Consider the following 21,750-nt stretch of genomic DNA (forward strand, 5'->3'; position numbering starts at 1 on the left):
CCTTTGCTCAAGGACGACTTCATAAGTATCTTTGCAAACCTTTTAAATTGAGGATTTGAGTCAAACAGAAACGGTTATAAAATCTCCAAGCGCTATTCAAAACTTTGTTGAAATAACAAAGCCTAGGCTATCTGTGGTTGTTGTTTTTTCTTCTATTGCAGGTTATTTTCTTGCTGTTGAAAACGCAGATTTTCTAGAGCTATTTTATTTATGTGCAGGCGGATATTTTCTTGTAGGTAGTTCAAATGTTTTTAATCAGATTATTGAGCGCGATCGTGATGCTCTCATGAAGCGTACTCAAAACAGACCGCTTCCTACGGGTAGAATAAGCGTGCCTGTTGCCTGGACTTATGGAATAGCCATCGCCCTTACAGGTGTGTTTTTACTTTATCTTATTAATATACCGACGGCATTTTTTGGTGCTCTAAGTATCGTATTATACGCGGCTATTTATACTCCTTTAAAAACCATTACACCCTTGTGTGTTTTTGTAGGAGCATTTCCAGGAGCTATTCCTTATATGCTGGGTTGGGTAGCTGCTAGTGGTGATTTTGGTATAGAGCCAGGTACTCTTTTTATGCTGCAGTTTTTCTGGCAATTTCCTCATTTTTGGGCGATAGGTTGGATGTTAGAAGACGACTATAAAGCTGGTGGTTTTAAAATGTTACCTACAGGTGCTGCCGATAAAGGAACGGCATTACAAGTTGTATTATACACCATATGGACAGTTTTGATTTCTATTATTCCAGTGTTTAACATCACGGGAGAATTGTACATCACTTGGTACAGTGCAATATTGGTAGGAATATTAGGATTGTGGTTTTTATATTATGCCATCAAATTATTTAAAGAACAAAGTAAAACAGTAGCACGTAAATTAATGTTGGTTAGTGTGAGTTACATTACCCTTATCCAGATAATTTATGTTGCCGATAAATTTTTACGTTAATGACTGATTATACAGAAGTACCTCACGAGGTGAAGTTAGCAAGAAGCAAAAAGCAAATGATGTATTTTGCGATTGCCAGTATGGTGATGATGTTTGCAGGTCTTACCTCAGGTTATCTAGTAAGTAGGCCCAGAAAAGATTGGGTTGAAATAGAATTGCCACAAGAATTTTACTACAGTACAGGAATTATAATTTTAAGTTCGATAGCATTGTGGCTTGCAAAGCGCAGTATTAAAGCTGGAAATAATAAGGGTGCTGTTATTTTAACGGTTACTACTTTTGTCTTGGGATCTGTTTTTGTCTACATGCAATTCGCAGGTTTTGAAACTTTATATAACCTAAAACATTACTTTACCGGTCGTGGTAGTAGTGTATCAGCTAGCTTTATTTATATCATTGTTTTTGCGCACTTGGTCCATATTGTCGCGGGATTAATAAGCTTAATGGTGATAACATTTAATGCAATTAAAGGTAAGTATAACTCTCAAAATTATTTAGGATTTGAGCTAGGTGCTATATTCTGGCACTTTGTAGATATTTTGTGGGTGTTATTACTTGTGTTTTTCTTACTAGCATAAAAGAATTTTTAGACTTATTTTTGCGACTTATTGAATATCTAATAACTAACTATGGAAACAGCAGTAGCTACTACTGGAACTGAAGGACAAAAATGGGGCGGCGGTGATGCAAAACCGTTAAACGCTAGCTATGGTAAGATGATGATGTGGTTTTTCATCTTGTCCGATGCATTAACCTTCTCAGGATTTCTTGCCGCATACGGTTTTTCAAGATTTAAATTTATTGAAGAATGGCCTATCGCCGATGAAGTGTTTAACCACTTCCCATTTTTACATGGTGTTGATGCACCTATGTTTTATGTGGCGTTGATGACCTTTATCCTTATTGGTTCTTCTGTTACAATGGTACTAGCCGTTGATGCTGGTCACCACATGGACAAAAAGAAGGTTTCTCTTTACATGTTGCTTACTATAATTGGAGGTTTCATTTTCGTTGGTTCACAAGCTTGGGAATGGGCAAACTTCATCAATGGAGAGTACGGAGCTGTTCAAACAAACGGTGGTAAAATTTTACAATTTGTTAAGGTTGATGATCATAAAAAACGTGTAGGTCTTGATGAATTTGTTACTGTTGGACCTAGAGATGCAGAGTTTTTAGGTAATAGTGAAGGAATATGGTATGAGTCATCTGGATATCAAGGGACTTATACTATTGAAGAAGTGAAAAATGCTTTTAAAGCTAATCCAGATATTACAATAAGAACACAACAACTTATTGAAAACCCAGAAACTGGTGCTTCAGAGAAGTTAGTTCTTTCTAGAGAAGAAGCATTAATTAAACTAGAAAAGGATGGTAAAGCTGTAGTTGAAGGTGCAAACCTTACGGTAAACGAGTACGGAGCTCCTCTATTTGCAGACTTCTTTTTCTTTATCACTGGATTCCACGGTTTTCACGTATTTAGTGGTGTGATGATCAATCTAGTGATTTTCTTCAATGTTCTTTTAGGAACATATGAAAGAAGAAAAAGTTATGAAATGGTTGAAAAAGTTGGTCTTTACTGGCACTTTGTAGACCTTGTTTGGGTTTTCGTATTTACATTCTTCTACTTAGTTTAATAATAGATAAAGATTTTTAAAATGGCAGAACACGCACATAAATTAGAGATATTTAGAGGTTTAGTTAAGTTTAAATCAAACACTCAAAAGATTTGGGGTGTACTTATCTTCTTATCTATCGTAACTATTATTGAAGTTGCTCTAGGTTATATAAAGCCAGATATTTTAAACGGTAAATTCCTTGCCCTTAAATGGCTTAACTGGATATTTATCATACTTACTCTTGTAAAAGCTTATTATATTACTTGGGATTTCATGCACATGCGTGACGAGGTAAGTGGTTTGAGAAGAGCAGTAGTTTGGACAGGAGTTTTCTTAATAATCTACTTAATAGCTATACTTCTTGTAGAAGGTGATTACATATATGAGGTTTATAAGAATGCAGCCGTAAGTTTTGACTTCTAATGCTTACTAATAACAAACGAACTAGGACGGTATTTACCGTCCTTTTTTATACCTGATTATGGAAAAGTTACCACCGGCAAAAGGAATTAATCAAACAAATAAGGCAAAAAGTAATTTTGTACTCATAGTACTTTTTGCATTGCCTTTAATTGCATATTTGTTTTTTTTGAATGGAGAGCACAAGTTTAAAACTTTGCCAGTGGTTAAGGAATCTATCGGATCTATTGAAAATTTCAAAAGATTGGAGGACAATGCCACATTACAATTAAAGGATAGTCTTACAATAATTACATTTCTTGGTAAAAATCCTTATCAACGTATTGGTTATATTTCAAACATCAATGAAAAGGTGTACCGCAAATTTCATGAATTTGAAAATTTTCAAATGATAAGTATCATTGATACTAGTGGAACAGGTGATATGAAAGATGTTTACTATCAATTAAAAACGAATACCGATTTAACCGATTGGCATTTTTTAACTGGTAATGACCAAAGCATCAAAGATTTTTTTAATTCTTTAGGAACAGATTTGGAATTAAACTCTGATCTATCGTCTGACTACGCTTTTATGGTTGATAAAAAGGCACGCTTACGTGGCAGACCTGGCAATGATGAAGAGGATGAAGTTATTGGTTATGATACTAGCTCACTTGCAGCCATAAATAAAACAATGGTTGATGATATTCGTGTATTTATGGCCGAATATCGTATGGCTTTTAAGAAGAATCGCTCAGAAAAGATAAAGAAAGATGAGTAAGAAAAAGGACACGCCCTATTACATTGGCTTGGCAATAATAATTGTCATTTTCGGCTATTTTGCGGTTAAGAATGTCGTGCATTATATCAATAAGGATAAAGTCGTAGATAGCAATCGTACAGAAGATCGCGCTCCCGTGGCCGATAAATTTCTGTATAAGCATGGAAAGATTCCAGACTTTAAATTTGTCAATCAACGTGGTGATACGATAACTAATGAAACCTTATTGGGTCAGGTATATATCGTTGATTTTTTCTTTACAAGTTGTGGTCTTATTTGTCCACCCATGAGTAAGAATATGGCAACCGTTCATGATGAATTAAAGGAATACAAAAATTTCAAAGCAATCTCTATAACCATTGACCCAATTACAGATACTCCAGAAGTGATGAAGGAGTATGCCGCAAGGTATACCGATGATACGCGTAACTGGTGGTTCTTACATGGAGAGATTGACGATGTTTTTGAACTAGCCGAAAAAGGTTTTAGTTCATACATTAAAAAAAGTGATGATCCAGCAATTCGATTTGAACACAGTGGAAACTTTGCTTTAGTAGATAAAGAAGGTTTCTTAAGGTCTCGCAAGGATGAATACGGTAATTGGATTATGGTATATCGCGGTGTTGAGGAATTTGATGCGCCGCCACAAATAGATGAAATAGTTGAGGATGCAGTTACACTTTTAAACGATTAATTATGTTAGAAAAAAGAGGTCCAGCCATTATTATAGCCATTTCAATATTAGTTCCATTGGTAGTGGTAGTTCTTATGTTCTTACCAGAGCGTTTCAACTTTTTAGGAGTTGAAGCAGGCATGTTTCCTTTACTTCATGCATGTATAAATGGTATGACTGCTTTATTGTTAGTAACGGGTTTACTCTTAATAAAAAATGGTGATCGACAAAAGCACCGCAAGGTTATGACTACCGCTTTTGTATTGAGCGCCATTTTTCTTGTGAGCTATGTAATATCAAAAATTAGCAACGATCCAACTCCATATCCCGAGGATGCTCCTTTTAGAGCTATTTATTTATTCATTTTGATATCGCACATAGTTTTATCTGGTATTATACTGCCGTTAGTACTATACACTATGTATTTTGCTTGGAATAAAAAATACGAGAAACACCGTCGTATAGCAAGATGGACTTTCCCTATTTGGTTATACGTTGCAATAACAGGTGTTTTGGTGTATGTTTTCATGGCTCCTTACTACTAATCGACTAGAATGAAAAGGTTTTTAGTATTACTCACTGTTTTTCTTTATTCCGCTTTCGCGAAAGCGCAATGTGCAATGTGCCGTGCCGTAATTGAAAGTTCTGGCAACAAAGCAGAGGCAGAAGGTTTAAACGATGGAATTACCTACTTAATGGCATTTCCATACATTTTAATTGGCGGTATTATATATATGATCTATCGCAGCACTACCAAAAAAACTTGATTTAACGTTTTTTTAGGTTCTGTCACTGTAACATCTGCGGAAATTTGAGGTCTAGTTAATATGTTTCTTTAAAGAAACAGAGTAACAACCATTATAATGATTGAAATTAAAGGCCTACACAAAAGTTACCGTACAGGTAACAATTCTCTTCATGTACTTAAGGGTATAGACTTCAGTGTTAAAGAAGGAGAACTAGTTTCAATCATGGGTTCCTCAGGTTCTGGTAAAAGTACATTGCTTAACATTCTAGGAATGTTAGACGAGGCAGATGAAGGTAGCTACGTTCTTGATGGTGTTCCTATTAAAAATCTCAATGAAAAAATTGCTGCCCAGTATCGAAATAAGTTTTTGGGGTTCATTTTTCAGTCTTTTAACCTGATCAATTACAAAACAGCAATTGATAACGTAGCCTTGCCACTTTATTACCAAGGAGTAAATAGAAAAGAACGTGAAGAAAAAGCACTTCATTACCTAGATAAAGTAGGTCTGGCAAATTGGGCAACACACTTACCTAATCAGCTTTCTGGAGGTCAAAAGCAGCGTGTCGCAATCGCTAGAGCGCTAGCCAGTGACCCAAAGGTACTACTTGCCGATGAGCCAACAGGAGCTCTAGACACCAAGACTTCATACGAAGTGATGGATCTTATTCAAGGAATTAATGATGAAGGTCGTACCATTCTTATTGTAACACACGAACCCGACATTGCCGAAATGACAAAGCGTGTGGTGAATTTAAAAGATGGTTTAATCATTGACGATCGTAAAGTAGAACAAGTAAAAGCTATCCAACATGTTTAATGTAGAAAGATGGCAGGAAATATTTGAAGCAATAAGCAAAAATAAATTACGTACTATTTTAACCAGTATGTCGGTCGCATCAGGAATCTTCATATTGGTAATTCTTCTTGGATTTTCCTCTGGAATACAAAATGGAGTTCGCAAACAATTTGAACAAGACGCTACTAATCGGATTCAGGTTTCCACAAGGATAACTTCAAAAGGATATAAAGGATTAAATCCTGGAAGGCGATTACAACTGCGCAATGGTGATTACAATAACCTTACTGAAAAATATGAAGATTATATTGAGTATAAAACGCCTTTATACTCAAATTGGGGCGGACAAATAAACTACAAGCAGCAGCAAGGTAATTACCGTATTGAAGGAGCCGAGGCAGACCAACAATACATAGAAAATCAAACATTAGTTTCAGGTCGATTCATCAGTCAGCAAGATGTTGATGAAAACCGAAAGGTAGCTGTTATCGGTTATCAAATTAAAGAAGATCTATTTAAGCAGGAAGATCCTATTGGTAAAACAATCCTCCTTAATAACAACATTAACTATAAAGTTATAGGAGTTTATACGGATCCTGGAGGAACTCGTGAAGAATCTAGAGCATTTATTCCTATATCTAGTGCACAACAAGTATTTAACGCAGGAGATAATGTAAATCGAATTGCAATAACGGTTGAGCCAGCTGCAACTTTTGATGAAACTGTGGAACGCAGTGCAATGCTAGCTCAAGCAATAGACAATGATTTAAGAACTAAATTTATTGTAGCTCCAGATGATCGTATAGCGGTTAGAGTTGACGACACATTAGAAGAAGCAAAGAAAATATTCGGATTGATCGATACAATAAGATTTGTTTTCTGGTTTATTGGTATAGGTACAATAATAGCAGGTGTAGTAGGTGTAGGGAATATTATGATCATTATCGTGCGTGAACGTACCAAAGAAATAGGAATACGTAAAGCTTTAGGAGCTCTACCTTCAGAAATTATATTTATGGTACTCCAAGAGGCTATTTTTATAACATTAATTGCAGGACTATTAGGTTTGTTTGCAGGTGTAGGATTACTACAAATTTTTGCTCCTTATGTAGAAATGGATTTCATACACAATCCAACGGTAGACTTTACTACTGTTATGACTACGGTTTTCATTCTTGTTGTGGCAGGAGCACTAGCCGGCTTTATACCTGCTAGAAGAGCAGCTAATATTAAACCAATTGAGGCATTAAGAGACGAATAGTATGTTTAATAGAGATCGTTGGAACGAAATATTAGAAGCGCTTAACGCAAATAGATTTAGAACCTTTCTAACCGCATTTGGGGTTTTTTGGGGAATAACAATACTAGTGTTGTTATTAGCTTTAACTAACGGTTTGCGTACAGGTGTAGCCGTTGATTTTGCAAATCAAGCTACAAACACCATGTTCATGTGGGGTCAAAGTACGTCAATGGCCTACAAAGGAATGAATAAAGGTCGTCGTGTTCAGTTCAAAACAGATGATATCGACGCTTTAAAAAATAACATTCCTGGATTAAAGTATGTCTCACCTAGATTACAACTAGGTGGTTATCGTGGAGCAAATAATGTTACTCGTAAAGAAAAAACAGGAGCCTTTCAGGTAAATGGAGATTACCCAGAATTTATTAATCAACAATACATGGATATTATCAAGGGTCGCTGGATCAGTTACTCAGATATTGATAATAAAATGAAAAGTGCGGTAATCGGTGTAGATGTAGAAAAAACTTTATTTGACTTGGGAGAAGAGCCTATCGGCTCGTACATAAAAATTAATGGTGTTAATTTTAAAGTGATAGGAGTGTTTAATAACCCAAACACAAAAGGAGATAGTGAGGAACAGGCAAATACCATTTTTATTCCTTTTACATCCTTTGCCAAGGCTTTCAACACAGCAGACAATGTTGGGTGGTTTACATTAACAGCTCATGATGATATCAGTATTACCGAATTAAAGCCAGATATACTTGCATTAATGAGGTCCCAGCACAAAGTCCATCCAGATGATATGCGAGCTGTCGGTAATTTTGATTTAGCAGAAAGGTTTGCACAATTCTCAGGCCTTTTTAATATTCTAAAAATTGTTGGTTATTTCGTAGGAATACTTGTCCTTTTCTCAGGAGGAATCGGTATCAGTAATATCATGCTCATTGTAGTAAAAGAACGAACTAATGAAATAGGAGTACGCCGTGCATTGGGAGCTACTCCTTGGATGATTAAAAAACAAATTCTTCAAGAATCACTTGTCCTTACCTTAATTTCTGGATTAGCAGGTATTGCATTTTCTGCATTAGTTATGTGGTTAATGAATTATGCACTGGATATGAATGGACCGGTAGATAATTTTAAAAATCCAACAGTAAACATAACAGTAATAATAATCGCTTTGATATTTCTTACAGTTGCAGGACTTTTTGCAGGACTAATTCCGGCTAGTCGTGCAACCACTATGAAACCAGTAGACGCTTTAAGAACAGAATAAACACTAACCTAGATGAAAAGAACAGGGACTATAATTGTTTTATTAGTAATCGTAATTTCCTCATTAATCGGAATTTATTGGATATGGCAAAAGGATCAAGAAGATCCGATTGAGTATGCCGCAGAACAACCAGAAACAAAAACGATCGTTAAAGAAACTGTCGCAACAGGTAGCATTGTACCTAAAGAAGAAGTTAATATTAAGCCTAATATTTCAGGTGTTATTGATAAAATTCATGTTGAAGCAGGTGAGTTTGTTAAAGCAGGTGATCTTATTGCAGAAATCAAAGTGGTTCCCAACGTGAGCTCACTTACAAATGCAAAGAATAGTATTGATCAAGCTCGTAACGCGGTACAAACCGCAAAACTTGCACTAGATAATCAGGAATCGATTTATAAAAGGCAAAAACAGCTTTTTGATAAAGGAGTTGTAGCCGCAAATGACTTTGATCTAGCACAAAACGCATACAACAATGCGTTACAACGTTATAAACAAGAACAAGTCAATTTAAGAGGAGCACAACAAAATTATGACATCCTGCGCACAGGAACGACCTCAGGATCTTTGGGTAAATATGCACAAACAGCAATACGATCTACCGTTGATGGAATGGTACTTGACGTTCCAGTTAAAGAAGGAAATCAAGTAATTGAGGCGAATAATTTTAACGAGGGAACTAGCATTGCGGTTATTGCAGATATTAATAAGATGATATTTGAAGGTAAGGTAGATGAAAGTGAAGTGGGTAAAATCAAGGAAGGATTACCACTTAAGATTACTGTAGGTGCCTATGATAACCAAAAATACAATGCAGTACTAGACTATATAGCTCCTAAAGGTGTAGAAGAAAATGGTGCTATTCAATTTGCGATTAAAGGAACTCTTAAAGCTCCAGAGGAAAACAAAACAAATTCATTTATACGAGCAGGACTCAGTGCAAACGCAAGTATTATCCTTGATCAACGTACCGATGTACTTGCAATCAAGGAAGCCCTTGTACAATACGATAACGAGACAAAAAAACCTTTTGTTGAAATCCAAACAGGAGATCAACAATTCCAGCGCAAGGAAGTTGAACTAGGACTTAGTGATGGGATTTTTGTTGAAATCAAATCAGGTATCAGCAAGGACGATGCAATAAAAGTTTGGAATCCATTAAAAGCTCCACAAGGCCGTGGAGGATATAATGGATAAAATTCTTGTAACAAATCATCTTCGAGATCTACATATAGATATCCAATTATGAAAAAAGTACTCTTAATTATTATGTGTTTCGCTTTCGCGAAAGCGATTCAAGCACAATCAACAACATCCACCGATAAGAAATGGACTTTACAAGAGTGTGTACAATACGCGCTGGATAACAACATTTCAATCAAACAAAGTGAGTTAGATTTAAAAGCAGCAGATGCCGATAAATTGAGCGCACTAGGTAATCTTTTACCGTCGTTAAATGCAGGTGCAGGAGTTTCAGAAAATACCGGATTAAGTTTTAACCCAGTTACCAATAACGCACAAACAACAACATTCCTTTCTGCAACGGGAAGAGTTAATGTAGGTTATAACGTATTTGATGGGTTTAGAAACTTTAGACAATTACAAAGAGCAAAAATTTCAAAAATTGCTAGTGAATATCGTCTAGATAAAATGAAAGATGACATAGCACTTGCAGTTGCAAATAACTATCTTCAAATACTTACAAATAAAGCAAATTTGAAAACCTTCAAAGCTCAAAACGAGATTACAAAGGATCAAATTAAGCAAACTCAAGAATTGGTAGATGCTGGTCAACTACCACGAGGTGATTTATTAGAAATCAAAGCTCAAGATGCTACAGAGCAACAACAAATTATCAACGCACAAAATGCTGTAATTATAAGTAGAGTAAGTCTTGCTCAATTGCTGTTAATTGAGGACTATGAGAACTTTGATATTGCCGATGAGGATTTTGAGGTAATTGATGAAGATGTTTCTGAAAAACCAGTTACAGAAATCATCAGTTCTGCTGAAGAAAATCGTTCAGAGGTTCGAATCGCAGAACAGAATTTAGAATTAGCCAAAAAAGATTTACAAATAGCCAAAGGGGCTTACCTACCTACAGTAAGTGCGTTTTTTAGCTATGATACTAGATATACTAACAATGCCTCGTTTGACCAACGTATAGCCGACCCTAATAATCCTACCGAAACACAAATCATAGGAACTGTTGAAGGTACAGGACAAAATGTGGTAACTGAAGTGCCAGTATTAGAAACCGTACTAGTAGGAGCAGAGCCTTTTATAGATCAATTGTATCAAAACGATGGTATAGCTTATGGTTTCCAACTTAATGTTCCAATTTTCAATGGTTTTAGTGTTCGTAGTAATGTAGAGCGCAGTCAAATTAATATTGAACGTTCTAAATACCAATTAGAACAAGCAAAGTTGGATCTAGAAAGTAGTGTGTACCAAGCTTACGTTGATGTACAAGGATCACGTCAGGCTTTTGACGCTGCAAAAACCGCATTAGAATCTCAAGAATTAGCTTATGAGTATGCAAAAGAAAGATATGATGTGGGACTTACAAATGCATTTGATTTTGGTCAAAGTAAGTTGAGATACGACAATGCTATCATTACATTAAATCAAGCTAAATACGACTATATCTTTAGACTTAAGGTGCTTGAATTGTTTTTTGGGATAGAACCTCTAGAATTAAAATTATAAGATAAATGAAAAAAACTTTAATCATCATAGGTATTATTATCGTTGTAGCGGTTTTAGGTTTAATCGGTCTTAAATCGACTGGAGCCATAGGCGGCGGTGATAAAGGTTTACTGGTAGAGACCAAAGAAGTGACAAAAATGAATGTCACAGAAACTGTAAGTGCTACTGGAAAAATCAGACCAGAGGTTGAAGTTAGTATCTCTCCAGAAGTTCCTGGTGAAATCATTGAGTTACCTATTAAAGAAGGTCAGGCTGTTAAAAAAGGCGACTTACTTGTGCGCATTAATCCAGATTTATTAGAATCAAGTGTTAGTCGTACAAGAGCTGGTGTGGCAAATGCAAGAGCCGGATATGAACAAGCAAAAGCAACCCTTGCCGAGGCAACTGCAAATTATAACAGAAGTAAGCAACTTTTTAATAAAGGCGTAATTTCTCAGGCAGATTTTGATACTAGTACAGCTGCCTATGAAAGAGCCAAAGCATCAGAACGTAGTGCGTTTTACAATGTTCAAAGTGCAGGTGCTACTCTTAATGAAGCATCTGACAACTTACAGCGTACTAGCATTTATGCTCCTATGTCTGGTACAATTTCACTTCTTGCAGTTGAATTAGGTGAACGTGTAGTTGGTACACAACAAATGGCAGGAACAGAATTATTAAGAGTAGCCGACTTGTCTTCCATGGAGGTAGAAGTAGATGTAAATGAAAATGATATCGTTAAGATTGAAGTAGGAGATAAAGCAATCGTCGAGGTTGACGCTTATTTAAAGAAGGAATTTGAAGGTGTTGTTACTGAAATCGCAAATACGGCAAGCGGTCAATTAACTGCAGATCAAGTAACAAATTTTAAAGTTAAGGTTAGGATTTTACCAGAAAGTTACACTGACTTGTTAGAAGGTAAAAGTGAAAATTACAGTCCGTTTAAACCAGGTATGACCGCAACAGTAGATATTATTACAAGAGAAAGTAAAGATATTGTTGCAGTGCCAATAAGTTCGATAGTAGTTAAAACTGATACTACAGAAAAAAAGAAAAGGTCAGAAATTTCTTTGGATGCCAAAAAGTTTGAGTGTGTCTATGTATTAAATGGTAACAAAGCCAAGCTTAGAGTAGTAGAGACAGGAATCCAAGACAACAGTAATATCGTTGTCACAGATGGTCTGGATATAGGAGAAACAATCATTACCGGTCCTTATCGAGCAGTTACTGATAAATTAAAAACGGGAAAACTAGTTCGTGTTAAAAAGGATCGCTCTAATGATGCTTCAGAATCGGAATCTGAAGAAGATTAAATTTTAGCTATGCCTTTGATTCTTTGTATTGAAACAAGTAGTACTAATTGTTCAGTTGCAATAGCTAGCGACAGCGCTACTGCTAGTAATACATATGGTGCTGCTATGGTGCTGGATATACTTGAAGACAATAGTGATTCATACAATCATGGTGAAAAGCTTCATGTTTTCATAGGTGAAATCACCACTAGGAATGGATATGTAATGGGTGATTATGATGCTATTGCTGTAAGCTCTGGACCAGGATCATATACTGGGTTAAGAATTGGTGTGAGTGCAGCTAAAGGTTTGAGTTTTGCCCTAGACGTACCTTTAATTGCTATTGATACACTACAAGCATTATCTACAATTAATAAAATTGATTCCGAATTTACAGCCGCTTTTCTTGATGCACGTCGCATGGAAGTATATGCTTCAATATTTGACCGATCAGGTAAACGAGTACTTGAATCACAACCAGTAGTTGTTGAAGATGATTCTTTTATTCGCTTTCGCGAAAGCGGAACAATATCCTACATAGGAACTGGTATAGAAAAAACGAGAGAACTTCTAAATATCGAACAGCAATATATCACCGAAGTAAATCCAACAGCAGCAGCACTGTGTGGTCTCGCCATTGATGGGTATAAAAAAAGCGACACCGTTGATGTCGCTTATTTTGAGCCAAATTATCTCAAAGAATTTAAGATAGGTGGTTAAATTACTTCAAATGTAATTTTTACATTAACTCTATACTCGGTTACTTTTCCATCTTTAACTTGAGCACTTTGCTCGTTGATGTAAACCGATCTAATGTTGTTGACGCTTTTTGCAGCTTGTTCCACTGCATTATTAGTTGCGTCTTCCCAGCTCTTATCGCTGTTTGCTAAAACTTCTATAACTTTTAAAATTGCCATAACTTTATTGAATTGATTTCTATAAAGTTATAATAAAATTATCCATTAAGAGCAACTACACGATCAATTTTACCAGGAATCATCTCTTTAAGCATCGTTTCAATTCCATTTTTTAAGGTAATAGTAGATGACGGACAACCACTACAAGCACCTTGTAAAATAACACTTACCTCTTTGGTGTTTTCATTATAATTTTCAAAAGCAATATTACCACCATCACCAGCAACAGCAGGTTTAATGTACTCGTCTAGTATCTCCACAATTTTTTGAGAGATGTCATCTAAATTTTCAAAAACTTTTTGATTTTCTTCGGGCTCTTTACTTTTCTCAATGGCTTTTGATTCATGATTGCTAGTACCTATTTCTAGACCATTTTCCATGGATTCTTTTATCATGGAACGCAACTCATTACTTACTTCATTCCAATCTATAATATCGTGTTTAAGAATGGAAATGTAATTTTCAGAAACATATAATTCCTTTACAAAGGAAAACTCGAATAATTTTCTAGCTAGGCTTCCGGTTTGAGTATCGCCTATTGATTTAAATTCAATAGGTTTTACTACAAGCTTTTTATTTGCCACAAATTTCATGGCATTAGGATTAGGTGTTGATTCTGCGTACACTGTTACTGGAATCTTCTTTGTTTTTGATTCCTCAGTTAGTAAAGGTTTGTCGCTATTGAGGTAGGTTTCAATTTGAGTAGCAACCTCTTGCTGTACATCAGTCCATTGTACTATATCATATCGTTCAATGGCTATGAAATTTTGTGCTATATATACTGTTTTTACAAAAGGTAAGTAGAACAATTGTTGTGCAAGTGGCGATGGTTTTGCCTCGTCTATATTTTTAAATTCGTAGCTGTTGTTTTTTACTAAAAACTGACTGCTTTCAAACTTTACAATAGCCTCATTTGCAGTAGGTACGATTTCAATTTTATGCATTGTGAAATTTTTGAACAAAGATAGTTGGTTTCTTAGTTTAAAGCAGTTCAAACAATCAGAACATTTTATAGAAGACTATAGGAATTTGATACTCGATGAAATACTCGAACTAGCTGTTGAATAAAACCTATCTCTAGAGAATTTATTATATATTTACGCCTGTTTGAAAAAAACCAACAAGTTTTGTTTTAAAACAAATCTAATTTTCAAACGTTTAGGAAAATAGACTATTATCTACCGCATGAAAAAGATACTTTTAACACTAGCAGTTGTTCTAGGAATACAATGTGTGACAGCTCAAGAAGGTGTACCTGTTTACTTAGATTATTTAACCGATAATTATTATTTATTACACCCATCAATGGCTGGTGCAGCGGCTTGTGGAAAGGTACGTGGTACCGTTAGACAGCAATGGTTTGATCAATCAGACGCACCTAACTTACAAACCCTTTCATTTAACACTGGAGTAGGAGAAAACAGTGGTGTAGGAGCGATTTTATTTAATGACCGTAATGGTTACCATTCACAAACTGGAGCTTACTTATCTTATGCATACCACTTACAAGTAGGTGGTGGATATGAAGATTTAAATAGATTATCTTTTGGTATAAACGCTGGTATGGTTCAAAGTCGTCTAGATGAATCTGAATTTGATTTAACTGATTTTGATCCTATTATAACAGGCGTTTTGCGCAGTGACAGTTACTGGAATATCGATATAGGAGCTTCCTATTTTTTCAAAGAATTTTATGCTCACTTTACAGTAAAGAATGCTCTTTTCCAAAATCGTGATCTTTTTAGTCGTGAATTTGAAAGTACAAATCAAAGACGTTACATAGCTACATTGGGTTATTTATTTGCACCTAGAAATAGTAAGTGGCAATGGGAACCATCTGTATTATATCAAAGAACTGATAGAACAGCTGAGCAGTTCATGGATTTCAACGCAAAGGCATATTATGATTTAAATGATACTAGTGTCTTATATCTAGGTTTATCTTACCGTCAAAGTTTTGATGGTGCAGAATATTTAGACGGTAATAGTGTACAAGAACAAAACTTGAGTTTACTTTCTCCAATATTAGGGGCAAAAATAGATAACTTCACTATTGCTTATACCTACAGCTACCAATTTGGGGATATTAGATTTGATAGTGGTGGTTTTCACCAAATTACTTTAGGAATTGATTTCTTATGTCGTAAAGACAGATGGAGTTGTAACTGTCCTGCTGTAAACCTATAAACCAACTTTATTTTATTATTAAGGCAGCTGCAAAGCTGCCTTTTTTAATTAAATCAAGATGAGAAAATTACTTAATGAAGAGCTAGATAGGTTAGATGTTGATGCCTATAAAAACAGCGACAAAACACCCATTACGATTGTTTTAGATAACATACGTAGTCTTAATAATATAGGAAGCGTTTTTAGAACAGCCGATTGTTATCGTGTCGAGAGAATAATATTATGTGGTATAACAGCCCAACCACCGCATAGGGATATTAGAAAGACCGCTCTAGGCGCAACAGAATCTATTGAATGGCAATATGTAGAGGATACCTTAAAATCCCTAGAAAATCTAAAAAATAATCAATACCACTTGTGTGCTATAGAACAAGCCGAAAACAGTACCAGCTTGTATCATTTTAAACCTGAGAAAGGACAAAAACTAGCCGTTGTATTTGGGAACGAGGTTAAAGGAGTACAGCAGCAAGTTGTAGACTATTGCGATACGATTATTGAGTTACAGCAATTCGGGACAAAACACAGTCTAAACATTTCAGTTTGTGCAGGAATTGTGATTTATGACCTTTTCAATAAAGTAAGTTCACTTAGGAGTTGATTTGATCCAGTATTGTGATGTAATCCTCATGCTTATTGACAAAATCAAGTTCAGTTACATCAATAACTTTGATTTTTAAACTGTCTTGCGTTTTGATAAAATCTGCATATCCTTTCTGGATTTCCATTAGATAATCAGTTTGAATATCTTGTTCATATTCCCGACCTCTTTTCTTAATGTTATCCAGTAAACGCTCCTCAGTTTGGTACAAATAGATGTACAATTCTGGTTTGACGAGCTCCTTATACATCATGTAAAACAGTCGTTTGTATAAAGTGTATTCCTCTTCTGATAATGTTATTTTACTAAAGATAAGTGACTTTACCACGTAGTAATCGGCTACCGTGAATTCTTTAAAAAGATCCTGCTGACCTATTTCATCATGTAATTGCTGATAACGATCGGCTAGGAATGACATTTCTAGTGAAAAAGCATAACGTTCTTGCTCTTTATAAAACAAGGGCAAAAAAGGATTATCGGCAAATCGTTCAAGAACTTCCTTTCCCGTAAAATCTTCACCTATTTTATGTGTTAAACTTGTTTTTCCTGACCCAATATTTCCTTCAATGGCAATGAAATTATGGCGTTGAATGGGATATCGCTTTCGCGAAAGCGTAATTTCAACATCATCCACAGGTTCTAATGGCTCCATTTTAGATGCAATATTACCTATGTGAATGGTTTCGTTTTCTATTTCCCATTCTTTGCAGAAATCCAATAAGGGTAATACAACAAAATTCCGTTCTTGCCAATGTTTATGGGGAATATCAAGCCTTTCTGACTGGAATTGGATGTTATCATAAAAAATGATATCCAGATCGATAGGGCGACTCTCATAATGATCCGTGAACTTAACCGATCGACCCATTTCACTTTCAATATTTTTAAGCTTATCAAGTACATCTTGCGGTGTGTAAATAGTGTGAATTAGAAGAACCGTGTTATAAAAATCAGGTCCATCAAATCCAAAACTTTGGCTTGCATACACTTTTCCAGCCTTAATGATTAAACCAATTTTGGTTTCAATAAGTCGTGTAGCGCGTTCTATTTGGTTTTTTTTATCACCTAGGTTTGTGCCTAACGCTATGATTACCTTATGATTGCCTATTTTTGAGATGCCTATAATTTTATCGCCAAATTAAGGAATATTTACTCGACCATAAACTACTTTTACACCTATATGAAAACACTTACTGGTAGGGATTTACGTCGAGCAAATCGTATCTATCTGGTTCTAGCAGCTTTATTTATTTGCTCCCTAGTCGTTTCAAATTTAATTTTTCAGAAGTTTTTTTATTGGAATCCATTTGGATGGTTCAATTTTGAGCTATCTGTTGGGTTATTGCCGTATCCTGTTACTTTTTTGGTTACTGATTTAGTAAGTGAAATTTATGGTAAACGCAAGGCTAACGAATTGGTGCTAGCAGGAATTTTTGCAAGTATTTTTAGTCTTATTATCATCTTCTTTGCCGATGCTGCTCCTGCCGTAAAAGACAGCCCTATTCAAGATGTTGTCTTTACAAAAGTTTTTGGAGCTACTACAATCGCAGTTATTGCTAGTATGACTGCTTATTTGTGTGCTCAATTTGTAGATATTCAATTATATCATTTTTGGAAACGGCTTACTAAAGGGCGCATGTTATGGCTGCGTAACAATTTAAGTACGGTTTTTTCACAATTTGTTGACACACTGGCAGTTTTATTATTGCTATGTTCAACAGAGATAATTTCCTGGGACAATTTTATACCCTTTTTAATCTCAGGAGTATTATTTAAAATGTTAGTAGCCTTATTTGACACACCGTTGTTGTATTTAGGCGTAGGCATTTTTCAGCGTATGTTCAAACTTAAAATGGGAGAAGAAATTAAAGTCGATTGATGAAAAAAATATTGAAAATAGTAGGAGTATTTGTGCTCGCGGTTGTGGTGTTGTTAATAGCAGCTCCATTTCTATTGAAAGATCAAATTGCACAAGTGATCAAGGATAAACTCAACAACAGCCTTAATGCTCAGGTGGACTTTGCAGAGGTTGATTTAAGCTTATTCAGTGCATTTCCGGATGCCTCACTTAACTTAAAAAAACTTCAGGTAATCAATAAAGAACCTTTTGTAGGCGATACATTGTTTTACAGTGACGCTATTAAATTGTCGTTACCTGTTATGGATTTATTCAATGAAGCAGGTGAGCCTATTGAAGTACATGAATTAACAATTGAAGATGCTATAGCTAGATTGAAGGTTAATGCAACAGGTGCCGCAAACTGGGACATTGCTGTTAGGGATTCCGCTTTCGCGAAAGCGGAAACGACACAAACACCTCAAGAAAATACAGGATTTGTATTTGACCTGAACCATTATGAAATTAATAATTCAAGTTTTTCTTATATCGATGAGGAGAGTAAGAATGTGTTGCTCCTTAATGACTTAAATCATGAAGGTACGGGTGATTTTAGTTTAAATGAATCTACCTTACAAACCATCACAAATGCCAAGGTTACTTACGAGTTGGATGGTATAAAGTATGTTAATGATCAAGATGTCTCACTAGTAGCCGATGTTCTCATGAACCTAGATGATCAACGTTATACTTTTAAAGAAAATGAAGCAAAGGTGAATGACTTACCACTGGAATTAGATGGTTTTGTTGATTTAGAAGATAATAGCACGCTCGTTGATCTTAGATTTAAAACTCCAAGTTCTGATTTTAAAAACTTTTTTGCTCTTATTCCACAAGAGTACCGTAGCAATTTAGAAGGCATAACAACAACAGGAGACTTTATTGTCAACGGGACTATAAACGGTGAGGTTACCGACGAATTAATTCCTAAAATGGATATAAAAGTATCGTCGCAAAATGCATCATTCAAATATCCAGATTTACCACAAACAGTTCGTAATATTAATTTTAACGCAGCCTTACTTAATACTACTGGTAAGGTTGAGGATACTTATTTAAGTGTGCCTAGCGCAACTTTTAATCTTGCTGGTGAAACAGTAAGTGCCAAAGCACTGGTTACAAGACTTACGGAAAATATGAAAGTGGACCTAGAGGCTCGTGGTATTATTGACCTTCTAAAATTACAACAAGCCATACCATTTCCTGAGAACACCTCATTGAATGGAATTTTAGATTTAGACATTGCAACGGTGTTTGATATGGAAAGTGTAGAGAATGAACGCTATGCGAATATCCAAACCAAAGGACTGGCAAAACTTAGAGATTTCACCTATCAAGGTGATGCGTTTAATCAATCCTTTGATGTAAGCACTGCTGTAATTAATATGAATAATAGTCGTGTAAAATTAGAAAGTTTTAATGCTAGAACAGGTAATACAGATCTTAACGCATCGGGAACAATTAATAATTTAATTGGGTTTTTATTTGAAGATCAAAAGCTTAAAGGAAACTTCAAAGTATCGTCTGATCAATTTGATACTTCTGATTTCATGAGTGCTACCACTAGTTCCAAAGAAGAAACTATTACAACAGAAAATAAAAGTGTCGCTACTACCAATAATGAGGCAATCAAAATACCAGATTTTCTAGACGCTCAGTTGGATTTTAATGCTAATCGCGTGATTTATGATAATATAAGGTTGAATGATGTGTCTGGAATCGCTATGGTAAGAGATGAAACTTTGTTTTTAAACGATCTAAAAACAAAAGTTTTTAATGGTACCATAGGTCTAGACGGAACCGTTTCCACAAAAGGCACTACTCCTAAATTTAAGATGGCCTTAAATATGAATGAACTCGATATCGCACAATCGTTTCAGGGATTTGAAATGTTTCAAAAATTGGTACCGTTAATTAATGCATTTAAGGGGAAACTAAACACCGATCTTGAAATACAAGGAGATTTGTCTAATGATCTTACTCCTGTTTTGACTACAATAGCTGGTGATGCATTTGCACAACTTTTAACTGATGACGTTGATACTAGTCAAAATAAATTACTTAATCTACTGGATAATAAATTAGGTTTTATTGATGTAAACGATTTAAACCTAAAAGACATAACTACTAAACTTAAACTAAATAACGGTGCGGTAGAAATAGCACCTTTTGATTTTAATATTAAAGATATTAAAGTAGTTGCTAGTGGTAAGCACAGCTTGTCCAATTCAATGGATTATACCTTGAACTTGGAGGTTCCTGCAAAATATTTTGGTAAAGAAGGAGCTAGTTTATTATCAAAGTTAGAAAGTAAAGAAATAGATAAAATCACCGTGCCTGTTCCAGTAAAATTAGGTGGTAGTATAAGCTCGCCTTCAGTAGATTTAAATCTTGATCTAGCGGTCAAAAATTTAACAAACCAAATTATTGAGATTCAAAAGCAAAAGTTGAAGGATAAAGGCGAGGAAGCTGCCAATAATGCAATCAACGATATCTTACAAGGCAATAATCCACTGGATAACATTAAGGATGTTATCAAAGGAGATAAAGGTCAAGTTAAAGACAGCACACAGACTACAAGTCCTGTTTCTACAACTACCGATTCCTTAAAACAAAATACTAAAGACAAGGTTAAAGAGACTGCAGGTAATTTAATTAAAGATCTATTTGGTCGTAATAAGAAAAAGCCAGTTGATACTACCAAGGCTAAATAAAAAAACCTCCTTTTAGAACATCTTTCTAAAAGGAGGTTTTTAATAGTAGTTGTTATTATTATAGCTTGTAGTTTAATCCTAAACCAAATACTTCACGTACTTGAAAAGCTCCTACTGCATTATCATCGTAGATCGCTTGGAAAATTAAGTTTGCACTTAACCACTCGTTTACCTTCATGTTAACGTTTGCACTGTAATTGATATCAATATTACCAGGATTTTCTAGGTAATTAGAATATAGGGCAAGAACGTTAGACATAGTTATGTTTTCTGCTATAGTAAAGTTATAGATACCATTAAGAGAAGCGCCAAACTCAAATCTAGAGGAATCGCCAGCATCTACACCAAAATAATCACCATCTACATAACCAGGAACACTTGTAAATGCATCGTCAACAAAAATAAATCTAGCTGTAGCAGGAGCGATGTTTACTTGTAAGTCATCGCTTTTTCTGTATAAGATACCAGGACCAAATGATAAATAACCTGGTGATAGAAATTTAGTAAATTCAGTACGAGTTTCATTTCCATCAACGTCCTCACCAAATCGGTATCCAGTTGTCCATTGAGATAAAAAGTTTAAAAAAGCAGAATAAGACCAGTTGCTTTCCTCTTTAATTTTATAACCGTAAACAGAGTTTAATTCAATACGGTCGTTGGTTTTTCTTGTAAATTCCTGATTATCCAGTTTTGTTATACCGTATTCTGCAATAATTTTATTATCCCAGGTTGTACGTCCTTTCAAATAATTAAGGTCATAATTTACACCTAGGTTTAAAGAAATGTTTGAGGTACCACCACCAGTCCATTCTGCATTAAAGGCACTCTGGTTGAATAAAGCTTGGAAGTTACCACCTTTAGACCATCCTTCTTTAGGTGCGTCGTCATCTTGTGCGATTGCTGTAAATGAGGTTCCTAGAACCGCAAGTAAAAGTAAAATTTTCTTCATTAAACTTAATTTTTATGCGGCAAA

The 21,750-nt window shown here is 35.2% G+C and carries 23 protein-coding genes; 19 read left to right on the forward strand and 4 right to left on the reverse strand.

The genetic code is table 11. The annotated features are described in order from the left end of the window. The first annotated feature begins 55 nt into the window (after positions 1-55). The 15 genes from cyoE to tsaB all read left to right on the forward strand — a co-directional run bounded on the left by cyoE (position 56) and on the right by tsaB (position 13,184). Positions 56-949: a heme o synthase gene (cyoE, locus tag I5168_RS04560; RefSeq protein ID WP_431472550.1), complete on the forward strand. Its 894-nt coding sequence runs from the start codon at positions 56-58 to the stop codon at positions 947-949. Then, positions 949-1,527, forward strand: a complete 579-nt coding sequence (locus tag I5168_RS04565; RefSeq protein ID WP_244895615.1) for a cytochrome c oxidase subunit 3 — start codon at positions 949-951, stop codon at positions 1,525-1,527. Before cyoE ends, I5168_RS04565 begins: the two co-directional genes overlap by 1 nt. 51 nt (positions 1,528-1,578) lie before the next feature. Further along, a complete protein-coding gene (locus tag I5168_RS04570) occupies positions 1,579-2,583 on the forward strand; it encodes a cytochrome c oxidase subunit 3 (protein ID WP_085775372.1) in 1,005 nt (334 codons plus the stop codon). Between the two features lie 21 nt (positions 2,584-2,604). Further along, positions 2,605-2,988: a cytochrome C oxidase subunit IV family protein gene (locus I5168_RS04575; protein ID WP_042277024.1), complete on the forward strand. Its 384-nt coding sequence runs from the start codon at positions 2,605-2,607 to the stop codon at positions 2,986-2,988. Between the two features lie 58 nt (positions 2,989-3,046). After that, a complete protein-coding gene (locus I5168_RS04580) occupies positions 3,047-3,748 on the forward strand; it encodes a membrane or secreted protein (protein ID WP_431472551.1) in 702 nt (233 codons plus the stop codon). Beyond that, positions 3,741-4,442, forward strand: coding sequence for an SCO family protein (locus I5168_RS04585; protein WP_105017940.1), 702 nt, complete (start codon positions 3,741-3,743; stop codon positions 4,440-4,442). The genes I5168_RS04580 and I5168_RS04585 overlap by 8 nt, the downstream gene beginning before the upstream one ends. Positions 4,443-4,444: 2 nt before the next feature. Further along, complete coding sequence (locus I5168_RS04590; RefSeq protein WP_042277033.1) at positions 4,445-4,966, forward strand: DUF420 domain-containing protein; 522 nt, start codon at positions 4,445-4,447, stop codon at positions 4,964-4,966. A 9-nt stretch (positions 4,967-4,975) separates the two neighbouring features. Continuing rightward, entirely contained in the window at positions 4,976-5,188 is a 213-nt protein-coding gene (locus tag I5168_RS04595; protein ID WP_042277035.1) for a hypothetical protein, read from the forward strand. A gap of 96 nt (positions 5,189-5,284) precedes the next feature. Then, a complete protein-coding gene (locus I5168_RS04600) occupies positions 5,285-5,986 on the forward strand; it encodes an ABC transporter ATP-binding protein (protein WP_042277036.1) in 702 nt (233 codons plus the stop codon). Continuing rightward, entirely contained in the window at positions 5,979-7,226 is a 1,248-nt protein-coding gene (locus I5168_RS04605; RefSeq protein ID WP_431472552.1) for an ABC transporter permease, read from the forward strand. The genes I5168_RS04600 and I5168_RS04605 overlap by 8 nt, the downstream gene beginning before the upstream one ends. A 1-nt stretch (position 7,227) precedes the next feature. Further along, positions 7,228-8,487, forward strand: coding sequence for an ABC transporter permease (locus I5168_RS04610; RefSeq protein ID WP_060523595.1), 1,260 nt, complete (start codon positions 7,228-7,230; stop codon positions 8,485-8,487). Between the two features lie 12 nt (positions 8,488-8,499). After that, entirely contained in the window at positions 8,500-9,681 is a 1,182-nt protein-coding gene (locus I5168_RS04615) for an efflux RND transporter periplasmic adaptor subunit (RefSeq protein ID WP_431472553.1), read from the forward strand. A gap of 48 nt (positions 9,682-9,729) precedes the next feature. Next, the gene (locus I5168_RS04620) at positions 9,730-11,193 is read left to right on the forward strand and encodes a TolC family protein (RefSeq protein WP_105017941.1); all 1,464 of its coding nucleotides are present in this window, start codon (positions 9,730-9,732) and stop codon (positions 11,191-11,193) included. A 5-nt stretch (positions 11,194-11,198) separates the two neighbouring features. After that, positions 11,199-12,485, forward strand: a complete 1,287-nt coding sequence (locus I5168_RS04625; protein WP_431472554.1) for an efflux RND transporter periplasmic adaptor subunit — start codon at positions 11,199-11,201, stop codon at positions 12,483-12,485. Between the two features lie 9 nt (positions 12,486-12,494). Beyond that, positions 12,495-13,184 (forward strand): tRNA (adenosine(37)-N6)-threonylcarbamoyltransferase complex dimerization subunit type 1 TsaB, encoded by a 690-nt coding sequence (gene tsaB / locus I5168_RS04630; protein ID WP_431472555.1) that lies wholly within the window; start codon positions 12,495-12,497, stop codon positions 13,182-13,184. Here the strand turns inward: tsaB and I5168_RS04635 are convergent. Beyond that, on the reverse strand, positions 13,181-13,381 hold the full coding sequence (locus I5168_RS04635) for a dodecin family protein (protein WP_042277049.1): 201 nt from the start codon (positions 13,379-13,381) through the stop codon (positions 13,181-13,183). The two genes, tsaB and I5168_RS04635, sit on opposite strands and share 4 nt — an antisense overlap. A 38-nt stretch (positions 13,382-13,419) precedes the next feature. Then, positions 13,420-14,325 carry a NifU family protein gene (locus tag I5168_RS04640; RefSeq protein WP_105017944.1) on the reverse strand — a complete coding sequence of 302 codons (906 nt, stop codon included), beginning with the start codon at positions 14,323-14,325 and terminating at the stop codon, positions 13,420-13,422. 241 nt (positions 14,326-14,566) lie between these two features. On the opposite strand from I5168_RS04640, the gene I5168_RS04645 reads away from it, so the two are divergent. Both I5168_RS04645 and I5168_RS04650 read left to right on the forward strand, forming a co-directional pair. Then, positions 14,567-15,568: a PorP/SprF family type IX secretion system membrane protein gene (locus I5168_RS04645; protein WP_042277053.1), complete on the forward strand. Its 1,002-nt coding sequence runs from the start codon at positions 14,567-14,569 to the stop codon at positions 15,566-15,568. Positions 15,569-15,626: 58 nt separating this feature from the next. Beyond that, entirely contained in the window at positions 15,627-16,166 is a 540-nt protein-coding gene (locus I5168_RS04650) for an RNA methyltransferase (protein ID WP_431472556.1), read from the forward strand. Here the strand turns inward: I5168_RS04650 and folK are convergent. Next, a complete protein-coding gene (gene folK / locus I5168_RS04655; RefSeq protein WP_431472752.1) occupies positions 16,156-17,292 on the reverse strand; it encodes a 2-amino-4-hydroxy-6-hydroxymethyldihydropteridine diphosphokinase in 1,137 nt (378 codons plus the stop codon). The genes I5168_RS04650 and folK overlap by 11 nt on opposite strands. A 54-nt stretch (positions 17,293-17,346) precedes the next feature. Between folK and I5168_RS04660 the strand changes: the two genes are divergently transcribed. Next, the gene (locus tag I5168_RS04660) at positions 17,347-18,045 is read left to right on the forward strand and encodes a queuosine precursor transporter (RefSeq protein WP_431472557.1); all 699 of its coding nucleotides are present in this window, start codon (positions 17,347-17,349) and stop codon (positions 18,043-18,045) included. Beyond that, positions 18,045-20,777: an AsmA-like C-terminal region-containing protein gene (locus I5168_RS04665; protein WP_431472558.1), complete on the forward strand. Its 2,733-nt coding sequence runs from the start codon at positions 18,045-18,047 to the stop codon at positions 20,775-20,777. The genes I5168_RS04660 and I5168_RS04665 overlap by 1 nt, the downstream gene beginning before the upstream one ends. 58 nt (positions 20,778-20,835) lie before the next feature. Here I5168_RS04665 and I5168_RS04670 read toward each other — a convergent pair whose 3' ends face one another. Further along, on the reverse strand, positions 20,836-21,726 hold the full coding sequence (locus I5168_RS04670; RefSeq protein WP_105017949.1) for a DUF3078 domain-containing protein: 891 nt from the start codon (positions 21,724-21,726) through the stop codon (positions 20,836-20,838). Positions 21,727-21,750 lie beyond the last annotated feature (24 nt).

The organism is Nonlabens sp. SCSIO 43208, assembly GCF_050703575.1.
GTDB lineage: Bacteria > Bacteroidota > Bacteroidia > Flavobacteriales > Flavobacteriaceae > Nonlabens > Nonlabens tegetincola.

Excerpts from the sequence above, each read along its gene's own strand:
- I5168_RS04565 (WP_244895615.1), top strand. The coding sequence starts at position 949 with ATGACTGATTATACAGAAGTACCTCACGAGGTGAAGTTAGCAAGAAGC.
- I5168_RS04570 (WP_085775372.1), top strand. The coding sequence starts at position 1,579 with ATGGAAACAGCAGTAGCTACTACTGGAACTGAAGGACAAAAATGGGGC.
- I5168_RS04575 (WP_042277024.1), top strand. The coding sequence starts at position 2,605 with ATGGCAGAACACGCACATAAATTAGAGATATTTAGAGGTTTAGTTAAG.
- I5168_RS04580 (WP_431472551.1), top strand. The coding sequence starts at position 3,047 with ATGGAAAAGTTACCACCGGCAAAAGGAATTAATCAAACAAATAAGGCA.
- I5168_RS04585 (WP_105017940.1), top strand. The coding sequence starts at position 3,741 with ATGAGTAAGAAAAAGGACACGCCCTATTACATTGGCTTGGCAATAATA.
- I5168_RS04590 (WP_042277033.1), top strand. The coding sequence starts at position 4,445 with ATGTTAGAAAAAAGAGGTCCAGCCATTATTATAGCCATTTCAATATTA.
- I5168_RS04595 (WP_042277035.1), top strand. The coding sequence starts at position 4,976 with ATGAAAAGGTTTTTAGTATTACTCACTGTTTTTCTTTATTCCGCTTTC.
- I5168_RS04600 (WP_042277036.1), top strand. The coding sequence starts at position 5,285 with ATGATTGAAATTAAAGGCCTACACAAAAGTTACCGTACAGGTAACAAT.
- I5168_RS04605 (WP_431472552.1), top strand. The coding sequence starts at position 5,979 with ATGTTTAATGTAGAAAGATGGCAGGAAATATTTGAAGCAATAAGCAAA.
- I5168_RS04610 (WP_060523595.1), top strand. The coding sequence starts at position 7,228 with ATGTTTAATAGAGATCGTTGGAACGAAATATTAGAAGCGCTTAACGCA.
- I5168_RS04615 (WP_431472553.1), top strand. The coding sequence starts at position 8,500 with ATGAAAAGAACAGGGACTATAATTGTTTTATTAGTAATCGTAATTTCC.
- I5168_RS04620 (WP_105017941.1), top strand. The coding sequence starts at position 9,730 with ATGAAAAAAGTACTCTTAATTATTATGTGTTTCGCTTTCGCGAAAGCG.
- I5168_RS04625 (WP_431472554.1), top strand. The coding sequence starts at position 11,199 with ATGAAAAAAACTTTAATCATCATAGGTATTATTATCGTTGTAGCGGTT.
- tsaB (WP_431472555.1), top strand. The coding sequence starts at position 12,495 with ATGCCTTTGATTCTTTGTATTGAAACAAGTAGTACTAATTGTTCAGTT.
- I5168_RS04635 (WP_042277049.1), bottom strand. The coding sequence starts at position 13,381 with ATGGCAATTTTAAAAGTTATAGAAGTTTTAGCAAACAGCGATAAGAGC.
- I5168_RS04640 (WP_105017944.1), bottom strand. The coding sequence starts at position 14,325 with ATGCATAAAATTGAAATCGTACCTACTGCAAATGAGGCTATTGTAAAG.
- I5168_RS04645 (WP_042277053.1), top strand. The coding sequence starts at position 14,567 with ATGAAAAAGATACTTTTAACACTAGCAGTTGTTCTAGGAATACAATGT.
- I5168_RS04650 (WP_431472556.1), top strand. The coding sequence starts at position 15,627 with ATGAGAAAATTACTTAATGAAGAGCTAGATAGGTTAGATGTTGATGCC.
- I5168_RS04660 (WP_431472557.1), top strand. The coding sequence starts at position 17,347 with ATGAAAACACTTACTGGTAGGGATTTACGTCGAGCAAATCGTATCTAT.
- I5168_RS04665 (WP_431472558.1), top strand. The coding sequence starts at position 18,045 with ATGAAAAAAATATTGAAAATAGTAGGAGTATTTGTGCTCGCGGTTGTG.
- I5168_RS04670 (WP_105017949.1), bottom strand. The coding sequence starts at position 21,726 with ATGAAGAAAATTTTACTTTTACTTGCGGTTCTAGGAACCTCATTTACA.